The following is a 21,811-nucleotide window of genomic DNA, read 5'->3' as shown; positions in this document are numbered from 1 at the left end:
GGATTGGTGCCTGATGAACGACGAACGGTCTACGCGCGTTCCAGGGCTCGCGTGATGACAAACCGGCGCCAGAGCAGGCGTCCTGCGGTGATCAGCCAGTTCAGCAAGGCCACGCCCAGAACTGTGTATAAAAGTGTCGTCATCCCGTGCTCGACAATGATCTTCCCGGCGAGCAGGGGAAAACCAAACACGCCGATGAAGTACGACAGGCTGAACAACAACAAAGCCTGCGAAGTGGTGCCGGCCGGCGCTTCGTTCGCTGCCAGACCGTTGATCACTGAATACGTCAGCCCATAGCCGATGCCGAGTATCACCGCTGCCAGGAGGTAGCTGAAGGCGTCGTCGACAACAAAGCTGAACAGTCCGATCGAAACCACCGTCAATGCTGATAACAGGCAGGACGCGAGCAGCGGGTCGCGCTTTACCACGAAACCGGCGATCAACATTCGGCCGCTGATGGCCGCGCTCATGAACCCGAGGAAAAACAGCGAATAGTCCAGTGACCGCGCGGCTGCGTAGCTGGTTTGAAAGCTTGAAAGACCGCCGAAGATGCAACCGCCCAGCCCGACCATGATGATCGGCAACACCGCTCTGGACGAGAGCACTCGGGTCGTCGCACGCCACGAAATGCGCGCAGCGGGTGCTGAGGCAGCGTGAGATTTTTCAAGCTGTGCGCTCAGTCGCCAAAACATCAGGACCCCAATCAGGCTCGCCAGCGCCGCGAGGTAAAAAACAGTGGTCACGGGGTACCCAAGGGCACTGGCGGCACGACCCAGCAACGGACCACTGCCGATGCCGGTCAGCATGCTCCCCGACAACAGCGCAAAGTATTTGGCCCGTTGGGACGGTGTGACCAGGCTCGCGACGATGATCGGTCCCAGGGTGTAAAACACACCCCAGCCCAGCCCCAGCAACAACCCGAAAAACAGCAACAGATTGCCGAACCCCGGCGTTAGCGCAAAGCCCAGGCTCGAAGCGACCAGCAGTACGCCGAACAGCGCAATCGAGCGGGCCGCGCCAAGTAGATCGGACAAGTGTCCGGAAACAATCACCGCCGCAAAGGTACTGAGCATTGCCGCCGAAATCACACTGCCGGCGTCGTGCTCATTGCCACCGCGGGCACTGATCAGCAGCGACAGTAAAAAGGTCGAGCCGTAGGAGAGCGACAGCAGGTAACTGGCGACGCAGAACAGGCCGAACGACTTGCTGGAGACCGATGGTGTTGCCGTAGACATGTGGCTATTCCTTGTCCTTTTAGATGCACTGCTCGACGTTCTACCACGCAAGGGGTTTGCGTTAGGTCCGAGGTTCACGATTTCAGCGTTAGTGCTGGCCGGAGTAACGCCAGTTCAAGTGCGAGCATTAGCCGGATACGCTCTTGTGGCGAGGGAGTTCACTCCCGCGGGGTTGCGCAGCAGCCCTTGTCATGACCAACCTTATTTACCGGAAAACGTAGGTCGCCTTTTTTGGGGCTGCTACGCAACCCCGCGGGAGTGAACTCCCTCGCCACAAGTAATCTCCCAGCGCTCCATACTTTTTGTATTCCGATGTGACGCGCGCGCCGAGCCGCCTTAGTATGGCGTTTTCAACTTTTGACAAGGCACGTCCATGACGATCGAAATCCGCCCGGCGACCCCCAGCGATGCTCCGCAAATCCTCGCGTTCATCACTGAGCTGGCCGACTACGAACGTGCCCGCCACGAAGTCATTGCCAGCGTCGCCGACATCGAACGCAGCCTGTTCAGCGAAGGCGCCACAGCCCATGGACTGATCTGCCTGCGAGAAGGCTCGCCGATCGGTTTCGCGGTGTTTTTCTTCAGCTATTCCACGTGGCTCGGCAGCAACTGCCTGTACCTCGAAGACCTCTACATCACCCCCGAACAGCGCGGTGGCGGGGCGGGCAAGACGTTGTTGCGCCACCTGGCAAAAATCGCCTGTGCCAATGACTGCGGCCGTTTCGAGTGGAGTGTCCTGGACTGGAACAAACAGGCCATCGAGTTCTACAAATCCCTGGGTGCACAGCCGCAGGAAGAGTGGGTGCGGTATCGGATGGACGGCGCGGTGTTGCGGGAGTTTGCTGACGGCAACTAATACCATCTAAAAAATCGCACCGTTCGACAGCAACTGCACCCCATGTAGGAGCTGCCGAAGGCTGCGATCTTTTTTTGCGCTTATCCCTATATATGGGAGTGATATTTATATATTGAGATTTGACCCCGTCCAGGTTTATAGTCAGCGCACTCACTGCCAATAAACAAAACAGGTGAAGCGATGCTGGCGCAATTGATCGCGCTCGATTGGGGGACGACCTCATTACGTGCTTACAAACTTGCCGAAGGTGGCGTGGTGCTCGAACAGCGTTCGCTGTCATCGGGGATCATGCAGTTGCCCAAAACCCCTCGAGTCATTGCCGGTCAGACATGCAACGACGGTTTTGAACTGGCGTTCGATGAGGCCTGCGGTGACTGGCTCGACGCGCAACCCGGTTTGCCGGTGATTGCCTGTGGCATGGTTGGCAGCGCCCAGGGCTGGCGCGAAGCGGCCTACCGCGATACGCCGGCAAACGTCGCCACGCTCGGCACTTCCCTGCAAGTAATTCGCAGTCTTCGCGGCGTTGATGTGCACATCGTTCCGGGGGTGATTCAGCGTTCTCGTTTGCCGAATGTGATGCGCGGCGAAGAAACCCAGGTCCTCGGTGTCCTGCAAAATCTGGTGGAAGGGACGAGCGGCGATCTGCTGATCGGCCTGCCAGGCAGTCATTCGAAATGGGTCGAAGTCACCGACGGCTGCATTGTGCATTTCGATACGTTCATGACTGGCGAAGTCTTCGCGGTGCTCAGCGAACACAGCATTCTGGGGCGCACCCAGCAACGTGGTGCGTCTTTTGATGGCGAAGCGTTTGACCGTGGCGTGCAAGTGGCCCTGTCGACTGACGGCGAAATCGGGCCATTGTCGACACTGTTCAGTGCCCGCAGCCTGGGCCTGACCGGTGAACTCAGCGCCACCGCCCAACCGGATTACCTGTCCGGTCTGCTGATCGGCCATGAGTTGTCGGCGCTGGCGAACGTTCAGCGCCGCCGGCGTAACAGCGCTCACCTGCCGTCCATCATCCTCATCGGCAATTCCCAACTGTGTGCCCGCTACAGCCGGGCTCTCGATGCCTGTGGTTTCGCTCGCGTGATGCAGGCGGAACAAGCCACAGAACGCGGTTTGTGGCAGCTGGCGCTGGCCGCCGGACTCGTGACGCAAAACCCATCCCGTTAAACCTGACTGGAGGTCTGACATGCTCAAGCAAGCACTGGCGCAAAATGGTCTGATCGCAATCCTGCGCGGCCTGCGTCCACAGGAAGCGGCCGCTATCGGCGAGGTCCTGTATGCCGCCGGATTTCGTGTCATTGAAGTGCCGCTCAATTCCCCCGAGCCGTACGAAAGTATCCGCATTCTGCGCAGTAGATTGCCTGCCGATTGCCTGATCGGTGCGGGCACGGTGCTGACGCCGGAACAAGTCGAACAGGTGAAAGCCGCGGGCGGCCAGGTGATCGTCATGCCCCACAGCGATGCCAAGGTTCTGCGCGCGGCCAAAGCGGCGGGACTGTTCCTGTCGCCGGGTGTGGCGACGCCGACCGAGGCATTCGCTGCGCTCGCCGAAGGCGCTGACGTGTTGAAGATGTTCCCCGCCGAGCAAATGGGCCCGGCCGTCGTGAAAGCCTGGCTCGCCGTGCTGCCGGCCGGAACGATCCTGGCACCGGTCGGCGGCATCACGCCGGACAACATGCAGGTGTTCATCGACGCCGGCGTCAAAGGATTCGGCCTCGGTTCCGGGCTGTTCAAGCCGGGCATGACGCCCGAGGACGTGGCGCTGAACGCCAAGGCCTACGTGGCTGCCTGGAAAGCCCTTCGCTAAGACGGTCTGGCGCTGCGAGCGCTGCATCTATAAGAGCTGCATCTACAAAAAGAGAGCACAGATGAAAATCACTAAACTCACCACCTTCATCGTTCCGCCGCGCTGGTGCTTCCTCAAGATCGAAACTGACGAGGGCGTGACCGGTTGGGGCGAGCCCGTGGTTGAAGGCCGCGCCCATACGGTCGCCGCAGCGGTTGAGGAATTGTCCGACTACCTGATCGGCAAAGACCCACGCAATATCGAAGATATCTGGACGGTGCTCTACCGTGGCGGTTTTTACCGGGGTGGTGCGATCCACATGAGCGCGCTGGCCGGTATTGATCAGGCGCTGTGGGACATCAAGGGCAAGGCGCTGGGCGTGTCCGTCAGCGATCTGCTCGGTGGCCAGGTGCGGGACAAGATTCGTGTTTACTCGTGGATCGGTGGCGACCGGCCAGCGGACACCGCTCGCGCTGCGAAAGAAGCGGTCGAGCGTGGTTTCACCGCCGTGAAAATGAACGGCACCGAAGAACTGCAGTTCCTCGATTCCTTCGAGAAAGTCGACCTGGCCCTGGCCAACGTCGCTGCCGTACGCGATGCGGTGGGGCCGAACGTCGGTATCGGTGTGGACTTCCATGGCCGGGTGCACAAGCCCATGGCCAAGGTGCTGATGAAGGAGCTCGATCCGTACAAACTGATGTTCATCGAAGAGCCGGTGCTCAGCGAAAACTACGAAGCGCTGAAGGAACTGGCGCCGTTGACCAGCACGCCGATTGCCCTGGGTGAGCGGTTGTTCTCCCGTTGGGATTTCAAGCGTGTGCTCAGCGAAGGCTACGTAGACATCATCCAGCCCGACGCCTCCCATGCCGGCGGCATCACCGAAACCCGCAAGATCGCCAACATGGCCGAGGCCTACGACGTAGCGCTGGCGCTGCATTGCCCGCTGGGCCCGATTGCGCTGGCCGCCTGCCTGCAACTGGATGCGGTTTGCTACAACGCGTTCATCCAGGAACAGAGCCTGGGCATCCACTACAACGAAAGCAACGACCTGCTGGACTACGTGAAGGATCCGCGGGTGTTCGACTACGACAAAGGCTTCGTGAAAATCCCGAACGGCCCGGGCCTGGGCATCGAGATCAACGAGGAATACGTGATCGAACGCGCGGCCGTCGGCCACCGCTGGCGCAACCCGATCTGGCGCCATGCCGATGGCAGTTTTGCCGAGTGGTGATCACTCTCTGACCCACCGCAAATCCCCTGTAGGAGCCAGCCTGCTGGCGATATGGTCAGCACAACCAGCATTTATGGCGACTGACACACCGCTATCGCCAGCAGGCTGGCTCCCACAGTTTGATCTCCATGGACAGGAGATCCGAGAACACAAGCCTTCAAATCGACCTCAATAAACATAATAAGAGGCACTTCCCATGCAACCGCAAACCCTTACCGGGCAGGCGTCGTTGGTGGCACCCAGCCGCAAGCGTTTTTTCATCATGGTGCTGTTGTTTATCACCGTAGTGATCAACTACCTGGACCGCAGCAACCTGTCGATTGCCGCTCCGGCGCTGACCAGCGAGCTGGGCATCGATCCGATTCATGTCGGGCTGATCTTCTCCGCCTTCGGTTGGACCTACGCAGCCATGCAAATCCCCGGTGGCTGGCTGGTGGATCGGGTGCCGCCGCGCATTCTCTACAGCGTCGCGCTGTTGTTGTGGTCGATCGCCACGGTGATGCTCGGTTTCGCCGCCAGCTTCATTGCGCTTTTCGTTTTGCGCATGGCCGTTGGTGCACTGGAAGCGCCGGCGTATCCCATCAACAGTCGTGTGGTGACGACCTGGTTTCCGGAACGCGAGCGCGCCACGGCCATCGGTTTCTACACCTCGGGGCAGTTCGTGGGGCTGGCGTTCCTGACACCCGTACTGGCCTGGCTGCAGCATCAATATGGCTGGCACATGGTGTTTGTCAGCACGGGTGCGGTGGGCATTCTGTGGGCCGTGATCTGGTACGCCGTGTATCGCGAACCTCGGGACTTCAAAGGCGCCAACGCAGCCGAAATCGACCTGATCCGCGAGGGCGGCGGGTTGGTAGATATCCAGGCTGAGCAGGCCAAGGTCAAGGCGAAATTCAGTTGGGTCGACCTCGGCATCGTCCTGACCAAACGCAAACTCTGGGGCATTTACCTCGGTCAGTTCTGCCTCAACTCGACGCTGTGGTTTTTCCTGACCTGGTTCCCCACCTACCTGGTGAAATATCGCGGCATGGACTTCATCAAGTCCGGCCTGTTGGCGTCGCTGCCGTTTCTCGCCGCCTTCGTGGGCGTGCTGTGTTCAGGGTTCTTTTCCGACTTTCTGATCCGTCGCGGCTACACAGTCGGGTTCGCCCGCAAGTTACCGATCATTGGCGGTCTGCTGATCTCCACCTCGATCATCGGCGCCAACTTCGTCGAGTCCACACCGCTGGTGATCGCTTTCCTGGCGCTCGCGTTTTTCGGCAACGGACTGGCGTCGATCACCTGGTCGCTGGTGTCGACGTTGGCCCCGGCGCGGTTACTTGGATTGACTGGAGGGGTGTTCAATTTCATCGGCAATCTGTCGGCGATTACCACGCCGATCGTCATCGGTTTCCTGGCGACCGGTGACTCGTTTGCGCCGGCCATTACCTACATCTCGGTTCTGGCATTGATCGGGGCGCTTTCCTACGTGCTGCTGGTGGGTAAGGTCGAGCGTATCAAGTTGTAGTCCCAAGCATCGGGCGACCATAATGCCACCCGTTCACTCGCTCAACGGTAAAGGCTGGATATGCAGGAAGACGCCCCAAAAATCGCCAAGGACGCCGCACCGACCGGCACTCAGACCCTGCTTCGTGGTTTGGGTGTGGTTCAAGCCGTGGCCAGCGGTGCCCGTGATCTCAAGGAAATTGCCCGGTTGATCGGCACGACGCGAAGCACCACTCACCGCCTGGCCAGTTGCCTAGTGGACGAGCGCTATCTGCGCGTGGTGCCGCAAGTCGGTTATCTGTTGGGGCCGAAGCTCATTGAACTGGGCTTTCAGGCGCGTGAGGAATTGCCGCTGGTGACCCTGGCGGGGCCTTATCTGGATGAGTTGTCGGCGCTGACGGGCGATACCATTCACCTGGCGATTCGCGAAGGTGACGAGGTGCTGTACCTGCACAAGAATCCGGGGCGCAACGGCCCGGAAATGCGCTCGCGGGTCGGCCACCGCATGCCGTTGGCACGCACCGGGATTGGCAAGGCGCTGATGCTCGATGACACGCAGCAGGAGTGGCAGCGGCTGTACGAAGTCAGCTTGCCGGCGGGTGGGAAGAATCTGTTTTGGCCGCAGCACCCCGAGCAATCCTGGGAGCAATTTCAGCAGCGCATGGTCGAGTACGTGGCGGGCGGTTACGCCTTTGACCTGGAAGACAACGAACCGTCGATTCGCTGTGTGGCGGCACCGATCCGTGATGCCAGCCGGCGCATCGTCGCCGGTATCAGCATTGCCAGCACCGTGCCGTACATGCCGCTGGAAAAAATGGCCGAGCTGATTCCCCTGATCAAAGGGGTCACAGCAAGGCTTTCGGCGGAGCTTGGCTTGAAGGTGTAAGCCGCGAAGGGCTGATCAGACTTTCAGCGTCGCCATGTCGATGACGAACCGGTACTTCACATCACCGGCAATCATGCGGGCGTATGCCTCGTTGATCTGACGGATGTCGAGCATTTCGATGTCGCAGGTGATGTTGTGCTCGGCGCAGAAATCCAGCACTTCCTGGGTTTCTGCGATGCCACCGATCAGGGAACCGGCCAACACGCGGCGGCTCATCACCAACTTGCCCGCATGAACCGGTGGATCGACCGGTTCGATCAAGCCCACCAGAATGTGCACGCCGTCGAAACGCAGGGTGTCGAGGTAGGGATTGAGGTCGTGCTGCACCGGAATGGTGTCGAGCAGGAAGTCGAAGTGTCCGGCAGCAGCTTTCATCTGTTCGGCATCGGTGGAAACGATCACGTGGTCCGCGCCTTGGCGACGACCTTCCTCAGCCTTGCTCGCCGAGCGAGTGAACAACGTCACTTCGGCGCCCATGGCCTTGGCGAACTTGATGCCCATGTGGCCGAGCCCGCCCATACCCAGAATACCCACCTTGTCGCCCGCCTTGACGCCGTAATGCTTGAGCGGCGAGTACGTGGTGATACCGGCGCAGAGAATCGGCGCGGCGCTGGCCAGGTCGAGTTTTTCCGGGATGCGCACGACGAAGTGTTCGCTGACCACGATGCTGTCCGAATAGCCGCCCATGGTGTTGCTACCATCGACACGGTCGGGCGTGGCGTACGTCATGGTCGGGCCTTCGAGGCAATATTGCTCGAGGTTCGACTGACACGCTTCGCAACTGCGGCACGAATCGACCATGCAGCCGACACCGACCAGGTCGCCGATTTTGTGCCGGGTGACGTTTGCACCAATGGCAGTGACTTTGCCCACGATCTCGTGGCCGGGCATCAGCGGGTACACCGCAATGCCCCATTCGTTGCGGGCCTGATGGATGTCGGAATGGCACACGCCGCAGTAAAGAATATCGATGGCAACGTCGTCAGCGCGGGGGCTGCGGCGTTCGAATTTCACGGGGGCGAGGGGAGTGGTGGCCGATTGGGCGGCATAACCGATGGCGGTGTACATAAGAAACCTCGCAGAAGCAGTGACGGGTGAGGTGGCGCATTTTGGGCGTCCTCTGTTCGCCCGGCCATGGCGATTCCTCCGCGTGTCATGCCTAATCCTCCGGCATGTGCCGTAGATTGGTCCTATTGGTTTGCAGACCTGCGATGATGGTTTCATCCCGTTTTCCGCCACTTTTTCTGTGAAGAGCTCCCCATGTTGTTGACCCGACATCTCGATGCCAATGCCACGCTGGTTTCTTTGGTCCAGCCACTGACAACCCGCGACGGCTTCGCACCGACGGCGTTGCCCGGCGTGCAGGTGCTGCGTGCCAGCTGCGATGTCGCCCGTGGTCCACAGATTTATGAACCGAGCCTGGTCATCATCGCTCAGGGCAGCAAACTGGCGTACCTGGGGCCGCGCAGGCTGGAGTACGGCGCCGGCCATTATCTGATTCAGGCCCTGCCGGTACCTTTCGAGTGCGAAACCTTTGCTGCCCCTGATGGGCCGATGTTGGGCGTGTCTATTGCCATTGACCGCGTGTTGCTGGGTGAGTTGGTGTTGGCCATGGGATTGGCACCGGGGCGTCATATTCCGGCGCAAACACCAGAATCCATGACCTCGGCGGTGCTGGACGACGCGATGCGCGGTTGCGTGGAGCGGTTGTTGCGCTGTCTGCACGATCCGCTGGAATGCCAGATCATGGGCCAGGCCCGTTTGCGTGAGTTGTTGTTCGTTGCCTTGCGTGGACCGCAGGCCGATGTATTGCGGGCATTGGTGGAGCAGCAAGGTCAGTTCGCGCGGATCGCAGCCTCGCTCCACCACCTGCATGGGCATTACACCGAGCCATTGAATGTGGAGACCCTGGCAAGTTGCGCGAACATGAGTGCGTCGACTTTTCATGAGCATTTCAAACGCAGCACGTTGTTATCGCCGGTGCAGTACCTGAAGCGCTTGCGGTTGCTCAAGGCGCAGGCGTTGCTGGTGTCCGAGGGGTTGGGCGTGGCGCAGGTCGCCCATCGTGTGGGTTATCAGAGCACGTCGCAGTTCAGCCGCGAGTACAAGCGCTACTTCGAGCGTAATCCTGGCGAAGAGCGCGCTGCCTGATTCACTGCAAATCCCCCTTGTAGGAGCTGTCGAGTGAAACGAGGCTGCGATCTTTTGACTTTGTTTCTTTAAAGCCAGATGAAAAGATCGCAGCCTCGTTTCACTCGACAGCTCCTACAGGGAGAGGTTGATGTCGGGAATCCCGGGCAACAAAAAGGCCCCCAGTTCGGGAGCCTTGATGTTCAGGCGTTCGACTTACATGTTCGGGTAAGTCGGGCCGCCAGCGCCTTCCGGCGCCACCCAAGTGATGTTCTGTGCAGGGTCCTTGATGTCGCAGGTTTTACAGTGAACGCAGTTCTGGGCGTTGATCTGGAAGCGCTTCTCGCCGTCTTCCTTGGTCACCACTTCGTACACGCCGGCCGGGCAGTAGCGCTGGGCTGGCTCATCGTACAGCGGCAGATTCTTGGCGATCGGGATGCTCGGATCGGTCAGCTGCAGATGGCACGGCTGTTCTTCTTCGTGGTTGGTACCCGAGATGAACACCGAGCTCAATTTGTCGAAGCTGATCTTGCCGTCCGGTTTGGGGTAGTCGATCTTCTTGCAGTCGGCCGCGAGCTTGAGGCAAGCGTAGTCCGGCTTGGTGTCGTGCAAGGTGAACGGCAGTTTGCCGCCGAAGATGTTCTGGTCCAGCCAGTTGAAACCACCGCCGACGATCGCGCCGAACTTGTGGATCGCCGGGCCGAAGTTGCGGCTGGCGAACAATTCGTCGTAGAGCCAGCTCTTCTTGAACGCGTCCACATAAGTGGTCAGTTCTTCGGTGCCATCCTTCTCGGCGAACAGCGCTTCGGCCACGGACTCAGCGGCGAGCATGCCGGACTTCATCGCGGTGTGGCTGCCTTTGATCTTGGCGAAGTTCAGGGTGCCGAGGTCGCAACCGATCAGCGCGCCGCCCTTGAAGACCATTTTCGGCAGCGAGTTCAGGCCGCCTTTGCAGATAGCGCGGGCGCCGTAGCTGATGCGCTTGCCGCCTTCCAGGTACTGCTTGAGTACCGGGTGATGCTTGAGGCGCTGGAACTCGTCGAACGGCGACAGGTAAGTGTTGCTGTAGGACAGGTCGACGATCAGGCCGACAACCACCTGGTTGTTTTCCAGGTGATAAAGGAACGAGCCGCCGGTGTTCTCGGTGCCCATGATGTCCAGCGGCCAGCCGGCGGTGTGGACCACCAGGCCTGGCTGGTGCTTGGCCGGGTCGATTTCCCAGATTTCCTTCAGACCGATGCCGTAGTGCTGGGCGTCGGCTTCACTGTCGAGGTTGAAGCGCTTGATCAACTGCTTGCCAATGTGACCACGGCAGCCTTCGGCGAACAGCGTGTACTTGCCTCGCAGTTCCATGCCCGGCGTGTATAAGCCTTCTTTAGGGTGACCTTCGCGGTCGACACCCAGGTCGCCAGTGATGATCCCGCGAACCACACCGTTTTCGTCAATCAGTGCTTCCTGAGCCGCGAAGCCCGGGTAGATTTCCACGCCCAGGTTTTCAGCCTGCTGGGCGAGCCAGCGGCACAGGTTGCCCAGGGAGATGATGTAGTTGCCTTCGTTGTGCATGGTCTTGGGCACAAAGAGGTCAGGAATCTTCTGCGCGCTGTCGGCGTTCTTGAGGACGAAAATGTCATCGCGAGTCACCGGTGTGTTCAGCGGAGCGCCCAGTTCTTTCCAGTCCGGGAACAATTCGTTCAGGGCGCGTGGTTCGAACACGGCACCGGAGAGGATGTGAGCACCGACTTCGGAGCCTTTTTCGACCACGCAGACGCTGATTTCCTTACCGGCTTCAGCGGCCTTCTGCTTCAATCGGCAGGCAGCGGAAAGACCAGCGGGGCCGGCACCGACGATGACGACGTCGAATTCCATGTATTCGCGTTCCACAGGTTATCTCCTACTCAAGGCTCAACAGTTTTTTTTCTAATTGGAGTTTCGGTGTCGCATCCACAAATTCTTCGCAATGCGCGGAACGGGACAATCGATTGACCACCTTTCTCTCTGGGTGGCGCATTATATCTACACCACTCCTAGCGTCCAATACAAACGTTTGTTTGAATTGGCTCAAAGCCAGAGAAATCAAAGTCACGCGCCGCATGAACGGCAGTTTTGGCGTATTGACCGGAATAGGTGTTCCGGTCAAGATACGGTCGGTTTTGCGCTCGCCGTAGGCTGACTGTTGGTTTCAAGAGCACCTCTAAAGACAGGGCGATGGCAGTAGAAGGTGATGCGCAGCGCAGCTTAGGCGCGCAGTTTACACGCCGCGATAATGTATGACTCGTCGGTCACCGCTGACGAACGGTCATCTTCATCATGAGCGATGGTCACTTGCTACTTTTGCCGGCGTTTTTGGAGGTGCCCTTGCGCCCGATGAGCATCAACCGCCAGGTTCGCCTAGGCGACTTTCTTTTCACCGGAGAGTAACGAGGAATCCATGAAGGTTCTTGTAGCTGTCAAACGCGTTGTTGATTACAACGTCAAGGTTCGCGTCAAGGCGGACAATTCCGGCGTCGATCTTGCCAACGTCAAGATGTCGATGAACCCGTTCTGCGAGATCGCCGTTGAAGAAGCCGTACGCCTGAAAGAGAAAGGTGTTGCGACTGAAATCGTCGTCGTCTCCGTCGGCCCGTCCACCGCTCAAGAGCAACTGCGCACCGCGCTGGCTCTGGGTGCCGACCGCGCCATCCTCGTCGAATCCGCCGAAGATCTGACTTCCCTGGCCGTTGCCAAACTGTTGAAAGCTGTTGTCGACAAGGAACAGCCTCAGCTGGTGATCCTTGGCAAACAAGCCATCGACAGCGACAACAACCAGACTGGCCAGATGCTCGCTGCATTGAGCGGCTACGGTCAGGGCACGTTCGCGTCGAAAGTCGAAATCAGCGGCGACACCGTTGCCGTGACTCGCGAAATCGACGGCGGCGCGCAGACAGTTTCCCTGAAGCTGCCGGCCATCGTCACCACCGACCTGCGTTTGAACGAGCCGCGCTACGCGTCTCTGCCAAACATCATGAAAGCCAAGAAGAAGCCTCTCGAAGTGCTGACTCCGGATGCTTTGGGCGTTTCCACTGCCTCCACCAACAAGACCGTGAAAGTCGAAGCGCCTGCTGCACGCAGCGCGGGTATCAAGGTCAAGTCGGTGGCTGAACTGGTCGAGAAACTGAAAAACGAAGCGAAGGTAATCTAATCATGACTATCTTGGTAATCGCTGAGCACGACAACAAAGTGCTGGCTCCGGCCACGCTGAACACCGTTGCTGCTGCTGCCAAAATCGGCGGCGACATCCACGTGCTGGTTGCAGGTCAGGGCGCTGGCGCCGTGGCTGAAGCCGCTGCACAAGTGGCTGGCGTGGCTAAAGTGCTGGTAGCCGACAACGCTGCCTACGCTCACCAGCTGCCGGAAAACGTCGCTCCTCTGGTAGCAGAGTTGGGCAAGGGCTACAGCCACATCCTGGCTGCCGCCACTTCCAACGGCAAAAACATCCTGCCGCGCGTTGCCGCTGCACTGGATGTTGACCAGATCTCCGAGATCATCTCGGTAGAAAGCGCCGACACCTTCAAGCGTCCGATCTACGCCGGTAATGCTATCGCTACCGTTCAATCGAACGCTGCGGTCAAAGTGATCACTGTGCGTGCCACCGGTTTCGACCCGGTTGCTGCGACCGGTGGTTCGGCTGCCGTTGAAGCCGTTGCTGCAGCTCACGACGCTGGCCTTTCCAGCTTCGTTGGCGAAGAGCTGGCTAAATCGGATCGTCCGGAACTGACCGCTGCCAAGATCGTCGTTTCCGGCGGCCGCGGCATGCAGAACGGCGACAACTTCAAACACCTGTACGCCCTGGCCGACAAGCTGGGCGCTGCCGTGGGTGCTTCCCGCGCCGCGGTCGACGCAGGTTTTGTGCCGAACGACATGCAGGTCGGTCAGACCGGCAAGATCGTTGCTCCACAGCTGTACATCGCCGTCGGTATCTCCGGCGCGATTCAGCACCTGGCTGGCATGAAAGACTCCAAAGTGATCGTTGCGATCAACAAGGACGAAGAAGCACCGATCTTCCAGGTGGCCGATTACGGCCTGGTGGCGGACTTGTTCGAAGCCATCCCTGAGTTGGAGAAGCTGGTCTAATCCAGCCGCTTCACTTATAAAGAGCCCGACCTTTTGGTCGGGTTTTTTTTTGGCCGCTCTGTGTAGGAGCTGTCGAGTGAAACGAGGCTGCGATCTTTTGATCTTTCGCTTGAGATTCAAGTGGCCCGTAAAAGATCGCAGCCTCGTTTCACTCGACAGCTCCTACAGGTGGGGATGTAAATCGGGATTGAGTGGGAGATTATTGCCATGGATCTGCGCCGTTTATTCGGTTGTTCACTGCTGATGAGTCTGATGACGTTGCCCACGCTGTCCTTGGCGGCAGGCAAGTGCGAGCGCCTGGTGGTGACCGGTAGCCCCGACGCGCCCCCTTACCTGTGGCAGGACCCGCAAAACCCCAAGCACCTGATCGGCGCCAGTGCGGACCTGTTACAGCACGTAGCCGCAGAGCTGGGAATCAAGGTCGACCTGCTGTACGCCGGTAAACGCTCCCAAGCCCTGGACGAAGTGCGCAGCGGGCGCATGGATATGCTGGCCGATGCTCCGTTGACGCTCAGCGAGCTGGAATCGCTGGATTACATTCATCCTCCGCTGCTGGAAAACGATTACCTCGTCTGGACCCGAAAAGATTCGGTACTGGTCTACAACGAAGCGCAAGATCTGCACGGGCATCCCGGCGCACTGTCGGAAAAAGCGCGTCTGACACCGCAGTTCGGCACCTTCGCCGAACAGCAATTAAGCCTCACACGCACGCCCAACCTGACCCAGGCTTTTCAGAAACTGCTGTTGGGTGAAGTGGAGTTTGTGCTGGCGGGACGTTACTCGGGCATGGCCGCCGCGCAGTCGTTAAGCATGGCCAATGACCTCATCGCGCGTGCGCAGCCGGTCGACAAACCGGGGCTGTATCTGGCGGTTTCCCATAACTCCGCCTGCAACGATCCGTGGTTGCGCGGACAGTTGGCCAAAAAGATGACAGAATTGCCCGCGTCCGGTCTGACGGAAGCCGCGTTGCAGCGCAATATCGAGCGTTGGAAGCAGCAGCAGCAACAACCCGCCAGTACCCCAAAACAGTAGGGATTTTTAGTGAGTATTCGACCTCTTTTCGCTGCCCTGGCCGTTCTGGCTCTGGCGGGTTGTGCAGCCGATCCGGCGCCGAATGAACAACTGCGTCTGACGGAACAAGCGCTTGAACAAGCCAAGGCTGTGGGTGCTACCGCCGACGATGTGCCGGAAATGAAATTGGCCGAAGACAAGTACAACCGTGCCAAGGGCAGCATGAACGACCAATCCTTCAAGAATGCGCGCATGCGAGCCGAGCAGGCTGAGCTGGACGCACGTCTGGCCGAGGCACGTGTGCTGACCCTCAAGAGCGAGGAGCAGTTGAACGTCCTCAATACCCGCATCACTCGACTGCGCAAGCAACTGGGAGATGCCCAATGAGCCTTAAATCCAAAGCCTTGGGTGGCTTGATCCTGGTAAGTTGTGCAGGTCTCTTTGGATGTGCCGGTCAGCACAGCGACGCTGCGTTGCAGCAGGCGGGGACCGACTTTCAGAAGGTGAAGGAAGATTCCAACGTGTTGCGCATCGCGCCCAAGGACGTGATCCGTGCGGGCGAGTCGCTGGCGCGCGCCGACCGACTCTCCAGCTACTGGGGGAGCGGTTCGGATGTGCTGCATTACGCCTACCTGAGTCAGCGCTACAGCGAAATCGCGCGTGAGCACACCAATAAAGTGCTCAATGAAGAGAGTGCCGCGAAGCTGGAACTCGAGCGTCAGCGCCTGCAGTTGGCCCTGCGCGAATCCAAGTTGCTCAGCGTCCAGCAGCAGGGCAAGTGGCTGGAAGAACAGATTGTTGCGCTGGCAACCACCCAGACTGACCGTGGTCTGGTGATGACCTTGGGTGACGTACTGTTCGACACGGGCGAAGCGGAATTGAAGAATTCGGCAAACCGCGTGGTGTTGAAGATTGTGCAGTTCCTGCAGCTCAACCCCAAACGCGTAGTACGCATCGAAGGCTATACCGACAGCACCGGCGGCAAGCAGGAAAACCTCAAGTTGTCCCGTGACCGCGCGCAATCGGTGGCGGACGTGTTGATGGACCTGGGCATTGACGACAAGCGAATTCAGGTCGAGGGCTATGGCGATGAATACCCGGTGGACGTGAATGCCTCCGAACGGGGCCGTGCACAGAATCGTCGGGTGGAAATTGTGTTCTCCGACGAAAAAGGCCAACTCGGCGCCGCCCGATAGGGTGGCGTCATTGGAAAGCCCGGCCTGCTCGACAGTGCCGGGTTTTTTTATGCCTGCCAACCAACCCTCAAAACAGTACAGTTTTTGCTGACACTGCACTGTATGGTCGACTATTGTGGCAACTGTCCCAGTACACTTCTAAACTGTTCCGGTATGTTTCACACAAGAATAAAATGCCCGTGAAATCGAGTGTCGCGTCATGACCAATCTCCTGCTTTACCAACGTATTGCTCAACAGCTGGCCGAAGACATCCGCCGCGGTGTCTATCAACCGGGGGAGCGTGTGCCCTCGGTACGCAAGATGAGCTCGCAGCTCAACGTCAGCCACGCCACGGTGTTGCAGGCCTACGCCAATCTCGAAGACCAGGGGCTGATTCGTGCCCGGCCGCAGTCTGGCTACTACGTACACCAGACTCCCGCCCTGACAGCACCGACACCGGACATCGCCAGGGTCGAGCGCCCCGGACTGGTGACGCGCAGCAGCATCATTCAGCAGGTCTTGGTCGAATCTCGTCGTGAAGGCGTTTTTCCCTTGGGCGCCGCCGTGCCGAGTGTCGATTACCTGCCGGTGCGCGCGCTGCATCAGCAACTGGCAAAGGTGACTCGCTTCCACAGCCCGCGCGCCTTCAGCTACATGTTCAGCCCGGGTTTCGAACCGTTGCGCCGGCAAGTCGCGATTCGCATGCGTGATGCGGGTGTGGTGGTTGATCCATCTGAAGTGGTCATCACTCACGGCTGCGTCGATGCCCTGCAGATGTCCTTGCGCGTCCTGACCCGACCGGGCGATCTGATTGCCGCCGAATCTCCGACTTACTACGGTTTGCTGCAACTGGCTGATCTACTAGGCCTCAAGGTCATCGAGATTCCCAGTGATCCGGCCACCGGAATGAGCCTCGAAGCCTTGCAACTGGCGGCCAACCAGTGGTCGATCAAGGCATTGGTATTGACCACTCGTCTGAGCAATCCCTTGGGCGGCACCATGCCCGAAGAGCGCCAGAAGCAATTACTGCGCCTGGCATCGGACTTCGATATCCAGATTGTCGAGGACGATATTTACGGCGAACTGATGTTCGAACAAGGTCGCACCAAATCGCTGAAGGCCTATGACCGGCTGGATCGGGTGATCTATTGCTCAAGCTTCTCCAAAACCTTGTCGCCCGGCGTGCGGATCGGCTGGATGATCGCGGGCAAGTATCAGCAGGAAATCCAGCGTTTGCAGACCTTCAGCACCCATTCTGCGTGCAGTGTCACGCAAATGGGCATTGCGGCTTATCTGGAAAACGGCGGCTACGACCGGCATCTGCGTTACATCCGCCAGGAGTACCGCAAAAACCTCAGTGCTTTTCAACTGGCGGTTCAGCAGCATTTCCCCGAAGGCACACAGATGACCCGGCCTACCGGTGGTTTCATTCTGTGGGTGAGTCTGCCGGGGCGAGTCAACACCCAGGAACTGCATGTTCGAGCGTTGCAGCAAGGTATCAGCATTGCTCCGGGGCTGATTTTCAGTAACACCGAGCAGTTCAACCACTGCATTCGACTGAACTGCGCAATCCCTTGGAACCGTGAGGCCGAGCGTGCCCTGATGACGCTGGGCATGCTTGCCACCCAGCTTTGCCAGGAAACGGGCGCCGGTTTTTGACGGGGATATTTGACGGGGAGGGCAGGTAATTCCTGCCTGTGCTTGTCTTGTGGTCTTCAACAGGCGAGCATATGGCCCTCTGCCCTGAGTGCCGTTGGGTCCATGAAACAGTTTTTCCCCGTCGCCTGTCTGTCGATCTTCCTGCTGATGACTGTTCAAGAAAGCGTCATGGCGGCTTCCGTTCAGGAGAACCCGCCGGCAAGCGTTCGCGAGAAGAAAACGACACCCGCGAAAAAAACAGCGCCGGCCAAAAGCAAACAGGCGGTGGTAAAAAAACGCCCGCCGGTTGCTTCCAAGTCGAAATCCGCCAGCGAGATCGCAAAAACCCCGCTTCCGGCGGCCAAGCTCGATTTAAGCCTGCCCAAAGACATGGTCGAAGAACTCGACCCGATCGGTACGGTGCCATTGCCCCGGCACGATGAACTACTGCCGCAGATGTTCGGGGACAAGGCCGGTAGCAGTCCTTTCCAGCTCAACGGACGCCTGCTCAGCAACGAAATGCAGTTGCAACTGCGCAATGAAGAGCGCCGCGACGTCGAAGGCGCAGCTCTGGACTTCGAGTTCAAACAGTAAAATTCCCTGATACGTGACTCACAAGCCGGACGCTTTGTCGGAGACTGGTCAGTCACACCTGTCTGATCGTAAAAACCTGCGCCCGTGTAATTTAAAACAACTGTTTAAGCGGTTACTCTGTGTCCCGTCCTTTTAATACATCGCCCGTCGCGAGGAGCTTGTCGTCATGAAATGCCGTGAGGGCTGTGGCGCCTGTTGCATTGCCCCTTCCATCAGCTCACCGATTCCCGGTATGCCCAATGGCAAACCCGCGGGAGAACGTTGCCTGCAACTGTCGGTCGAAAACCTGTGCAACATTTTCGGCAGACCTGAGCGCCCGGCGGTTTGTTCGGCGTTTGATGCCGACCCCGAGGTATGTGGCAACAGCAGCGAAGAAGCGATCAACCTGATTGGCTGGTGGGAGCAAATGACGGCGGCGTGATGTGTTTGACGAACGGAACTTCAACAATAAGGAATAAGACTATGGGTTCGCTGCATCGTATGGCTGTGCTGTGTGGGTTAACGGTTTTTCTGGCGACATCGGTACACGCCGAGGACTGGAAAGTTGCCAAGAACGAGGACGGCATCAAGGTATCTCTCAGTGAAGTGGCCGGCTCCGACTACAAGGCCTATCAGGGTGTGACCCTGATGAAGACCACCATGGCCAAACTGCGCGCATTGCAGGAAGACGTGCCGGGTGCCTGTGCCTGGATTCATGAATGCAAGATGCAGAAGTTGCTCAAGCACGAAGGCGATCAAAGCTGGACCTATACGCAGTTCAATACACCATGGCCTGTCACCCCGCGTGATTCGGTCATGCATGTCACCACGACCCAAGGCGCTGATGGCAGCCTGACCCGCAAGCTTGAGAGCGTGCCGACGTACATGCCTGAGGAGAAAGGTTTTGTGCGGGTCGCCAAGGTTGAAGGCTTCTGGAAATTCGTGCCCAAGGGCGATCAGATTGAAGTGACCTACCAGGTTCACACCGAGCCGGGCGGCAGCGTGCCGTCGATGGTGGCTAACAAGTTTGTGGTGGATGCGCCGTTCAATACGTTGAAGGCTCTGAAAGAACGCGCCGAGAAGTAATTGCATTGCTCGTGAACAAAACGCCCCGACTGGTTTGGGGCGTTTTTTATCAAGCCACACCGCATACCTATGTAGCAGCTGGCGAAGCTGTGGCGAGGGAGCTTGCTCCCGCTGGACTGCGCAGCAGGCCTCTTCGGATTTGCTGCCAAACGGGAGCAAGCTCCCTCGCCACAGACTGCGTCGCCGAACGCAGGCTTCGCCAGCTGCTACAAAGTTTGCGTTGTCAATGAAGCGGCTCAACTCAACAGTAATAGCCCGAACAGCCTTTATTTTGTTTCCGGATATGCGTTGCACGAAATTTTCACAAAGCCTCCAAGACAATCCGCCCGCCCCAATGCCGAACAGTAATCAATGGCAATGCTGCGGGTGATCGTGCAACATTTGCGCACCGCGCAAGCCCCGGGGCCAGTTCCTGGCCAACAGAGGGCAAGGCGCCGCCGTATTTTTGAAACTTCAACTTCCAATGGGTCCTAAAACGACATGGCAAACCCGGACGCCCTGAAACAGCAGCGAGCTTCAAGCCGCCTGCTGCAACCGACCGTCAAATCGCATCTGGCCTACACGCTGCTGTGCGCCTTGATCATGATGGTCATGTTCAGCCTGCTGCGCCTCGCGCTGCTGATCTACAACAGCGAGATGATCCTCGATACCCCGGCCTCGACCTTCGTCGAAGCGTTCGTCAATGGCCTGCGTTTCGACCTGCGCCTGGTGGTCTACCTCAGCATTCCGCTGGTGCTGGCGCTGTTCAGTGTCCGCGCCATGGCTGCCCGCGGCTTCTTCCGTTTCTGGCTGACCGTTGCTTCGAGCATCGCGTTGTTCCTTGGCCTGATGGAGATGGATTTCTACCGTGAGTTTCACCAGCGCCTCAACGGCCTGGTGTTCCAATACGTGAAAGAAGACCCGAAAACCGTGATGAGCATGCTCTGGTACGGTTTCCCGGTCGTTCGTTACCTGTTGGCGTGGGTCGCAGGCACCATCATCCTGACGCTCGCTTTCAAGGGCGCCGACCGTGCTACCCGTCCACGTGGGCCGTTCAGCGGTGGCACCATCAGCACTCGCCAGGTCGCTCCGTGGTACACGCGCACGGCCGTGTTCGTGGTTTGCCTGCTGATCTGCGTGGTCGCAGCGCGTGGAACACTGCGTCAGGGTCCGCCGCTGCGCTGGGGTGACGTCTACACCACCGACTCGAACTTCGCCAACCAGCTGGGCCTTAACGGCACCCTGTCGCTGATCGCTGCAGCCAAGAGCCGCATGTCCGAAGACCGCGACAACATCTGGAAGGCCACCCTGCCACAGCCTGAAGCCCAGAAAATCGTGCGTGACATGCTGGTGATGCCGGACGACAAACTGGTCGATGCCGATACCGCCGCTGTGCGTCGCGATTACACGCCGCCTGCCGACAAGACCCTGCCGATCAAAAACGTCGTCGTGATCCTGATGGAAAGCATGGCTGGTCACTCGGTCGGCGCATTAGGCGCCTCGGGCAACATCACGCCGTACCTCGACAAACTGTCGAAGGAAGGCCTCTTGTTCGATCGCTTCTTCTCAAATGGCACGCACACCCACCAGGGTATGTTCGCCACGATGGCCTGCTTCCCGAACCTGCCAGGCTTCGAATACCTGATGCAGACGCCGGAAGGCAGTCACAAATTGTCCGGTCTGCCGCAATTGCTCAGTGCCCGCGACTATGACGATGTCTATGTCTACAACGGCGACTTCGCCTGGGATAACCAGTCGGGCTTCTTCAGCAGCCAGGGCATGACCAACTTCATCGGTCGTAATGATTATGTGAACCCGGTGTTCTCCGATCCGACCTGGGGCGTGTCCGACCAGGACATGTTCGACCGTGGTCTGATCGAGCTCAAGGGCCGGGAAAACGGCAAGCCGTTCTATGCATTGCTGCAAACCCTGTCCAACCACACGCCTTACGCTTTGCCGACGCCTTTGCCGGTGGAGCGCGTAACCGATCGTGGCAGCCTGAACGAACATTTGACGGCCATGCGATACGCCGACTGGGCGCTGGGTCAGTTCTTTGAGAAAGCGCGCAAAGAGCCTTACTTCAAGGAAACCCTGTTCGTCATCGTGGGCGACCACGGGTTTGGTAACGAGCGTCAGATCACCGAAATGGACCTGGGTCGCTTCAACGTGCCGATGCTGCTGATCGCACCGGGCATCCAGGAAAAATTCGGCGAGCGCGACCATACCGTGGGCACCCAGATCGACATCGTGCCGACCATCATGGGTCGGATCGGCGGCGAAGTACGCCATCAGTGCTGGGGGCGTGATCTGCTGAACCTGCCTGCAGGCGACACCGGTTTCGGTGTGATCAAGCCGTCGGGCAGTGAGCAGACCACCGCCATCATCACGGCCGATCAGATCCTGGTCCTGCCAAAGGAAAAGGAAATGGCGCCGAAGGTGTACCAGTACGAGCTGGGCGCATCGCCTCGTGCGGAAGTTATTCCGGACGCACCGCGTACCGCTGAACTCAAGCAGAAACTTGAAGCATTCCTGCAGACGGCGACCAAAAGCCTGATCGACAACACCGCCGGTGTGGTGGATGGCAAGCCTGACTGAGTGTTTTGCAAATAATGTAAAGGTCGTG

At 58.8% G+C, this 21,811-nt stretch carries 20 protein-coding genes; 17 read left to right on the top strand and 3 right to left on the bottom strand.

Annotated elements, in window-relative coordinates; genetic code table 11:
- Positions 1-29: 29 nt before the first annotated feature.
- Positions 30-1,235, bottom strand: a complete 1,206-nt coding sequence (locus ACA063_RS21620; protein ID WP_497663313.1) for an MFS transporter — start codon at positions 1,233-1,235, stop codon at positions 30-32.
- A 373-nt stretch (positions 1,236-1,608) separates the two neighbouring features.
- Here ACA063_RS21620 and ACA063_RS21615 point away from each other — a divergent pair, with 373 nt between their 5' ends.
- The 6 genes from ACA063_RS21615 (at position 1,609) to ACA063_RS21590 (ending at position 7,485) form a co-directional block, all read left to right on the top strand.
- Positions 1,609-2,091, top strand: a complete 483-nt coding sequence (locus tag ACA063_RS21615) for a GNAT family N-acetyltransferase (protein WP_497663312.1) — start codon at positions 1,609-1,611, stop codon at positions 2,089-2,091.
- A gap of 180 nt (positions 2,092-2,271) precedes the next feature.
- Entirely contained in the window at positions 2,272-3,264 is a 993-nt protein-coding gene (locus ACA063_RS21610) for a 2-dehydro-3-deoxygalactonokinase (RefSeq protein ID WP_497663311.1), read from the top strand.
- Positions 3,265-3,283: 19 nt separating this feature from the next.
- Positions 3,284-3,904: a 2-dehydro-3-deoxy-6-phosphogalactonate aldolase gene (locus ACA063_RS21605; RefSeq protein ID WP_497663310.1), complete on the top strand. Its 621-nt coding sequence runs from the start codon at positions 3,284-3,286 to the stop codon at positions 3,902-3,904.
- A gap of 61 nt (positions 3,905-3,965) precedes the next feature.
- Positions 3,966-5,114, top strand: a complete 1,149-nt coding sequence (gene dgoD / locus ACA063_RS21600; RefSeq protein WP_090186690.1) for a galactonate dehydratase — start codon at positions 3,966-3,968, stop codon at positions 5,112-5,114.
- A 196-nt stretch (positions 5,115-5,310) separates the two neighbouring features.
- Positions 5,311-6,621 carry an MFS transporter gene (locus ACA063_RS21595; RefSeq protein ID WP_162436399.1) on the top strand — a complete coding sequence of 437 codons (1,311 nt, stop codon included), beginning with the start codon at positions 5,311-5,313 and terminating at the stop codon, positions 6,619-6,621.
- Positions 6,622-6,681: 60 nt separating this feature from the next.
- Positions 6,682-7,485, top strand: coding sequence for an IclR family transcriptional regulator (locus ACA063_RS21590; protein WP_497663309.1), 804 nt, complete (start codon positions 6,682-6,684; stop codon positions 7,483-7,485).
- 15 nt (positions 7,486-7,500) lie between these two features.
- On the opposite strand, the gene ACA063_RS21585 is transcribed toward ACA063_RS21590, so the two are convergent.
- Positions 7,501-8,553 (bottom strand): NAD(P)-dependent alcohol dehydrogenase, encoded by a 1,053-nt coding sequence (locus tag ACA063_RS21585; protein WP_162436397.1) that lies wholly within the window; start codon positions 8,551-8,553, stop codon positions 7,501-7,503.
- 192 nt (positions 8,554-8,745) lie between these two features.
- Here ACA063_RS21585 and ACA063_RS21580 point away from each other — a divergent pair, with 192 nt between their 5' ends.
- The gene (locus tag ACA063_RS21580; protein ID WP_497663308.1) at positions 8,746-9,636 is read left to right on the top strand and encodes an AraC family transcriptional regulator; all 891 of its coding nucleotides are present in this window, start codon (positions 8,746-8,748) and stop codon (positions 9,634-9,636) included.
- Positions 9,637-9,831: 195 nt separating this feature from the next.
- Here the strand turns inward: ACA063_RS21580 and ACA063_RS21575 are convergent, their stop codons facing one another.
- Positions 9,832-11,496: an electron transfer flavoprotein-ubiquinone oxidoreductase gene (locus tag ACA063_RS21575; protein WP_497663307.1), complete on the bottom strand. Its 1,665-nt coding sequence runs from the start codon at positions 11,494-11,496 to the stop codon at positions 9,832-9,834.
- 547 nt (positions 11,497-12,043) lie between these two features.
- On the opposite strand from ACA063_RS21575, the gene ACA063_RS21570 reads away from it, so the two are divergent.
- From ACA063_RS21570 to ACA063_RS21525, 10 genes are all read left to right on the top strand, one after another.
- Entirely contained in the window at positions 12,044-12,793 is a 750-nt protein-coding gene (locus ACA063_RS21570) for an electron transfer flavoprotein subunit beta/FixA family protein (RefSeq protein WP_162436394.1), read from the top strand.
- A 2-nt stretch (positions 12,794-12,795) separates the two neighbouring features.
- A complete protein-coding gene (locus ACA063_RS21565; protein WP_162436393.1) occupies positions 12,796-13,725 on the top strand; it encodes an electron transfer flavoprotein subunit alpha/FixB family protein in 930 nt (309 codons plus the stop codon).
- 207 nt (positions 13,726-13,932) lie between these two features.
- Entirely contained in the window at positions 13,933-14,757 is an 825-nt protein-coding gene (locus ACA063_RS21560) for a substrate-binding periplasmic protein (RefSeq protein ID WP_497663306.1), read from the top strand.
- 9 nt (positions 14,758-14,766) lie between these two features.
- Positions 14,767-15,123 carry a DUF4398 domain-containing protein gene (locus tag ACA063_RS21555; RefSeq protein WP_497663305.1) on the top strand — a complete coding sequence of 119 codons (357 nt, stop codon included), beginning with the start codon at positions 14,767-14,769 and terminating at the stop codon, positions 15,121-15,123.
- Positions 15,120-15,932, top strand: a complete 813-nt coding sequence (locus tag ACA063_RS21550; RefSeq protein ID WP_497663304.1) for an OmpA family protein — start codon at positions 15,120-15,122, stop codon at positions 15,930-15,932. The genes ACA063_RS21555 and ACA063_RS21550 overlap by 4 nt, the downstream gene beginning before the upstream one ends.
- Before the next feature lie 199 nt (positions 15,933-16,131).
- Positions 16,132-17,571, top strand: coding sequence for an aminotransferase-like domain-containing protein (locus tag ACA063_RS21545; RefSeq protein WP_497663303.1), 1,440 nt, complete (start codon positions 16,132-16,134; stop codon positions 17,569-17,571).
- Between the two features lie 102 nt (positions 17,572-17,673).
- Positions 17,674-18,144: a translation initiation factor 2 gene (locus tag ACA063_RS21540; protein ID WP_497663302.1), complete on the top strand. Its 471-nt coding sequence runs from the start codon at positions 17,674-17,676 to the stop codon at positions 18,142-18,144.
- A gap of 166 nt (positions 18,145-18,310) precedes the next feature.
- Entirely contained in the window at positions 18,311-18,565 is a 255-nt protein-coding gene (locus ACA063_RS21535) for a YkgJ family cysteine cluster protein (protein ID WP_497663301.1), read from the top strand.
- Between the two features lie 41 nt (positions 18,566-18,606).
- A complete protein-coding gene (locus ACA063_RS21530; RefSeq protein WP_497663300.1) occupies positions 18,607-19,209 on the top strand; it encodes an START domain-containing protein in 603 nt (200 codons plus the stop codon).
- A gap of 480 nt (positions 19,210-19,689) precedes the next feature.
- The gene (locus ACA063_RS21525) at positions 19,690-21,783 is read left to right on the top strand and encodes an LTA synthase family protein (RefSeq protein ID WP_497663299.1); all 2,094 of its coding nucleotides are present in this window, start codon (positions 19,690-19,692) and stop codon (positions 21,781-21,783) included.
- Positions 21,784-21,811: the final 28 nt, after the last annotated feature.

The organism is Pseudomonas sp. LBUM1643 (assembly GCF_059716215.1).
This window is presented reverse-complemented; position numbering and strand designations above follow the sequence as displayed.

Excerpts from the sequence above, each read along its gene's own strand:
- dgoD (WP_090186690.1), top strand. The coding sequence starts at position 3,966 with ATGAAAATCACTAAACTCACCACCTTCATCGTTCCGCCGCGCTGGTGC.
- ACA063_RS21570 (WP_162436394.1), top strand. The coding sequence starts at position 12,044 with ATGAAGGTTCTTGTAGCTGTCAAACGCGTTGTTGATTACAACGTCAAG.
- ACA063_RS21550 (WP_497663304.1), top strand. The coding sequence starts at position 15,120 with ATGAGCCTTAAATCCAAAGCCTTGGGTGGCTTGATCCTGGTAAGTTGT.
- ACA063_RS21530 (WP_497663300.1), top strand. The coding sequence starts at position 18,607 with ATGGGTTCGCTGCATCGTATGGCTGTGCTGTGTGGGTTAACGGTTTTT.
- ACA063_RS21620 (WP_497663313.1), bottom strand. The coding sequence starts at position 1,235 with ATGTCTACGGCAACACCATCGGTCTCCAGCAAGTCGTTCGGCCTGTTC.
- ACA063_RS21615 (WP_497663312.1), top strand. The coding sequence starts at position 1,609 with ATGACGATCGAAATCCGCCCGGCGACCCCCAGCGATGCTCCGCAAATC.
- ACA063_RS21525 (WP_497663299.1), top strand. The coding sequence starts at position 19,690 with ATGGCAAACCCGGACGCCCTGAAACAGCAGCGAGCTTCAAGCCGCCTG.
- ACA063_RS21580 (WP_497663308.1), top strand. The coding sequence starts at position 8,746 with ATGTTGTTGACCCGACATCTCGATGCCAATGCCACGCTGGTTTCTTTG.
- ACA063_RS21590 (WP_497663309.1), top strand. The coding sequence starts at position 6,682 with ATGCAGGAAGACGCCCCAAAAATCGCCAAGGACGCCGCACCGACCGGC.
- ACA063_RS21560 (WP_497663306.1), top strand. The coding sequence starts at position 13,933 with ATGGATCTGCGCCGTTTATTCGGTTGTTCACTGCTGATGAGTCTGATG.
- ACA063_RS21610 (WP_497663311.1), top strand. The coding sequence starts at position 2,272 with ATGCTGGCGCAATTGATCGCGCTCGATTGGGGGACGACCTCATTACGT.
- ACA063_RS21565 (WP_162436393.1), top strand. The coding sequence starts at position 12,796 with ATGACTATCTTGGTAATCGCTGAGCACGACAACAAAGTGCTGGCTCCG.
- ACA063_RS21585 (WP_162436397.1), bottom strand. The coding sequence starts at position 8,553 with ATGTACACCGCCATCGGTTATGCCGCCCAATCGGCCACCACTCCCCTC.
- ACA063_RS21540 (WP_497663302.1), top strand. The coding sequence starts at position 17,674 with ATGAAACAGTTTTTCCCCGTCGCCTGTCTGTCGATCTTCCTGCTGATG.
- ACA063_RS21595 (WP_162436399.1), top strand. The coding sequence starts at position 5,311 with ATGCAACCGCAAACCCTTACCGGGCAGGCGTCGTTGGTGGCACCCAGC.
- ACA063_RS21545 (WP_497663303.1), top strand. The coding sequence starts at position 16,132 with ATGACCAATCTCCTGCTTTACCAACGTATTGCTCAACAGCTGGCCGAA.
- ACA063_RS21535 (WP_497663301.1), top strand. The coding sequence starts at position 18,311 with ATGAAATGCCGTGAGGGCTGTGGCGCCTGTTGCATTGCCCCTTCCATC.
- ACA063_RS21605 (WP_497663310.1), top strand. The coding sequence starts at position 3,284 with ATGCTCAAGCAAGCACTGGCGCAAAATGGTCTGATCGCAATCCTGCGC.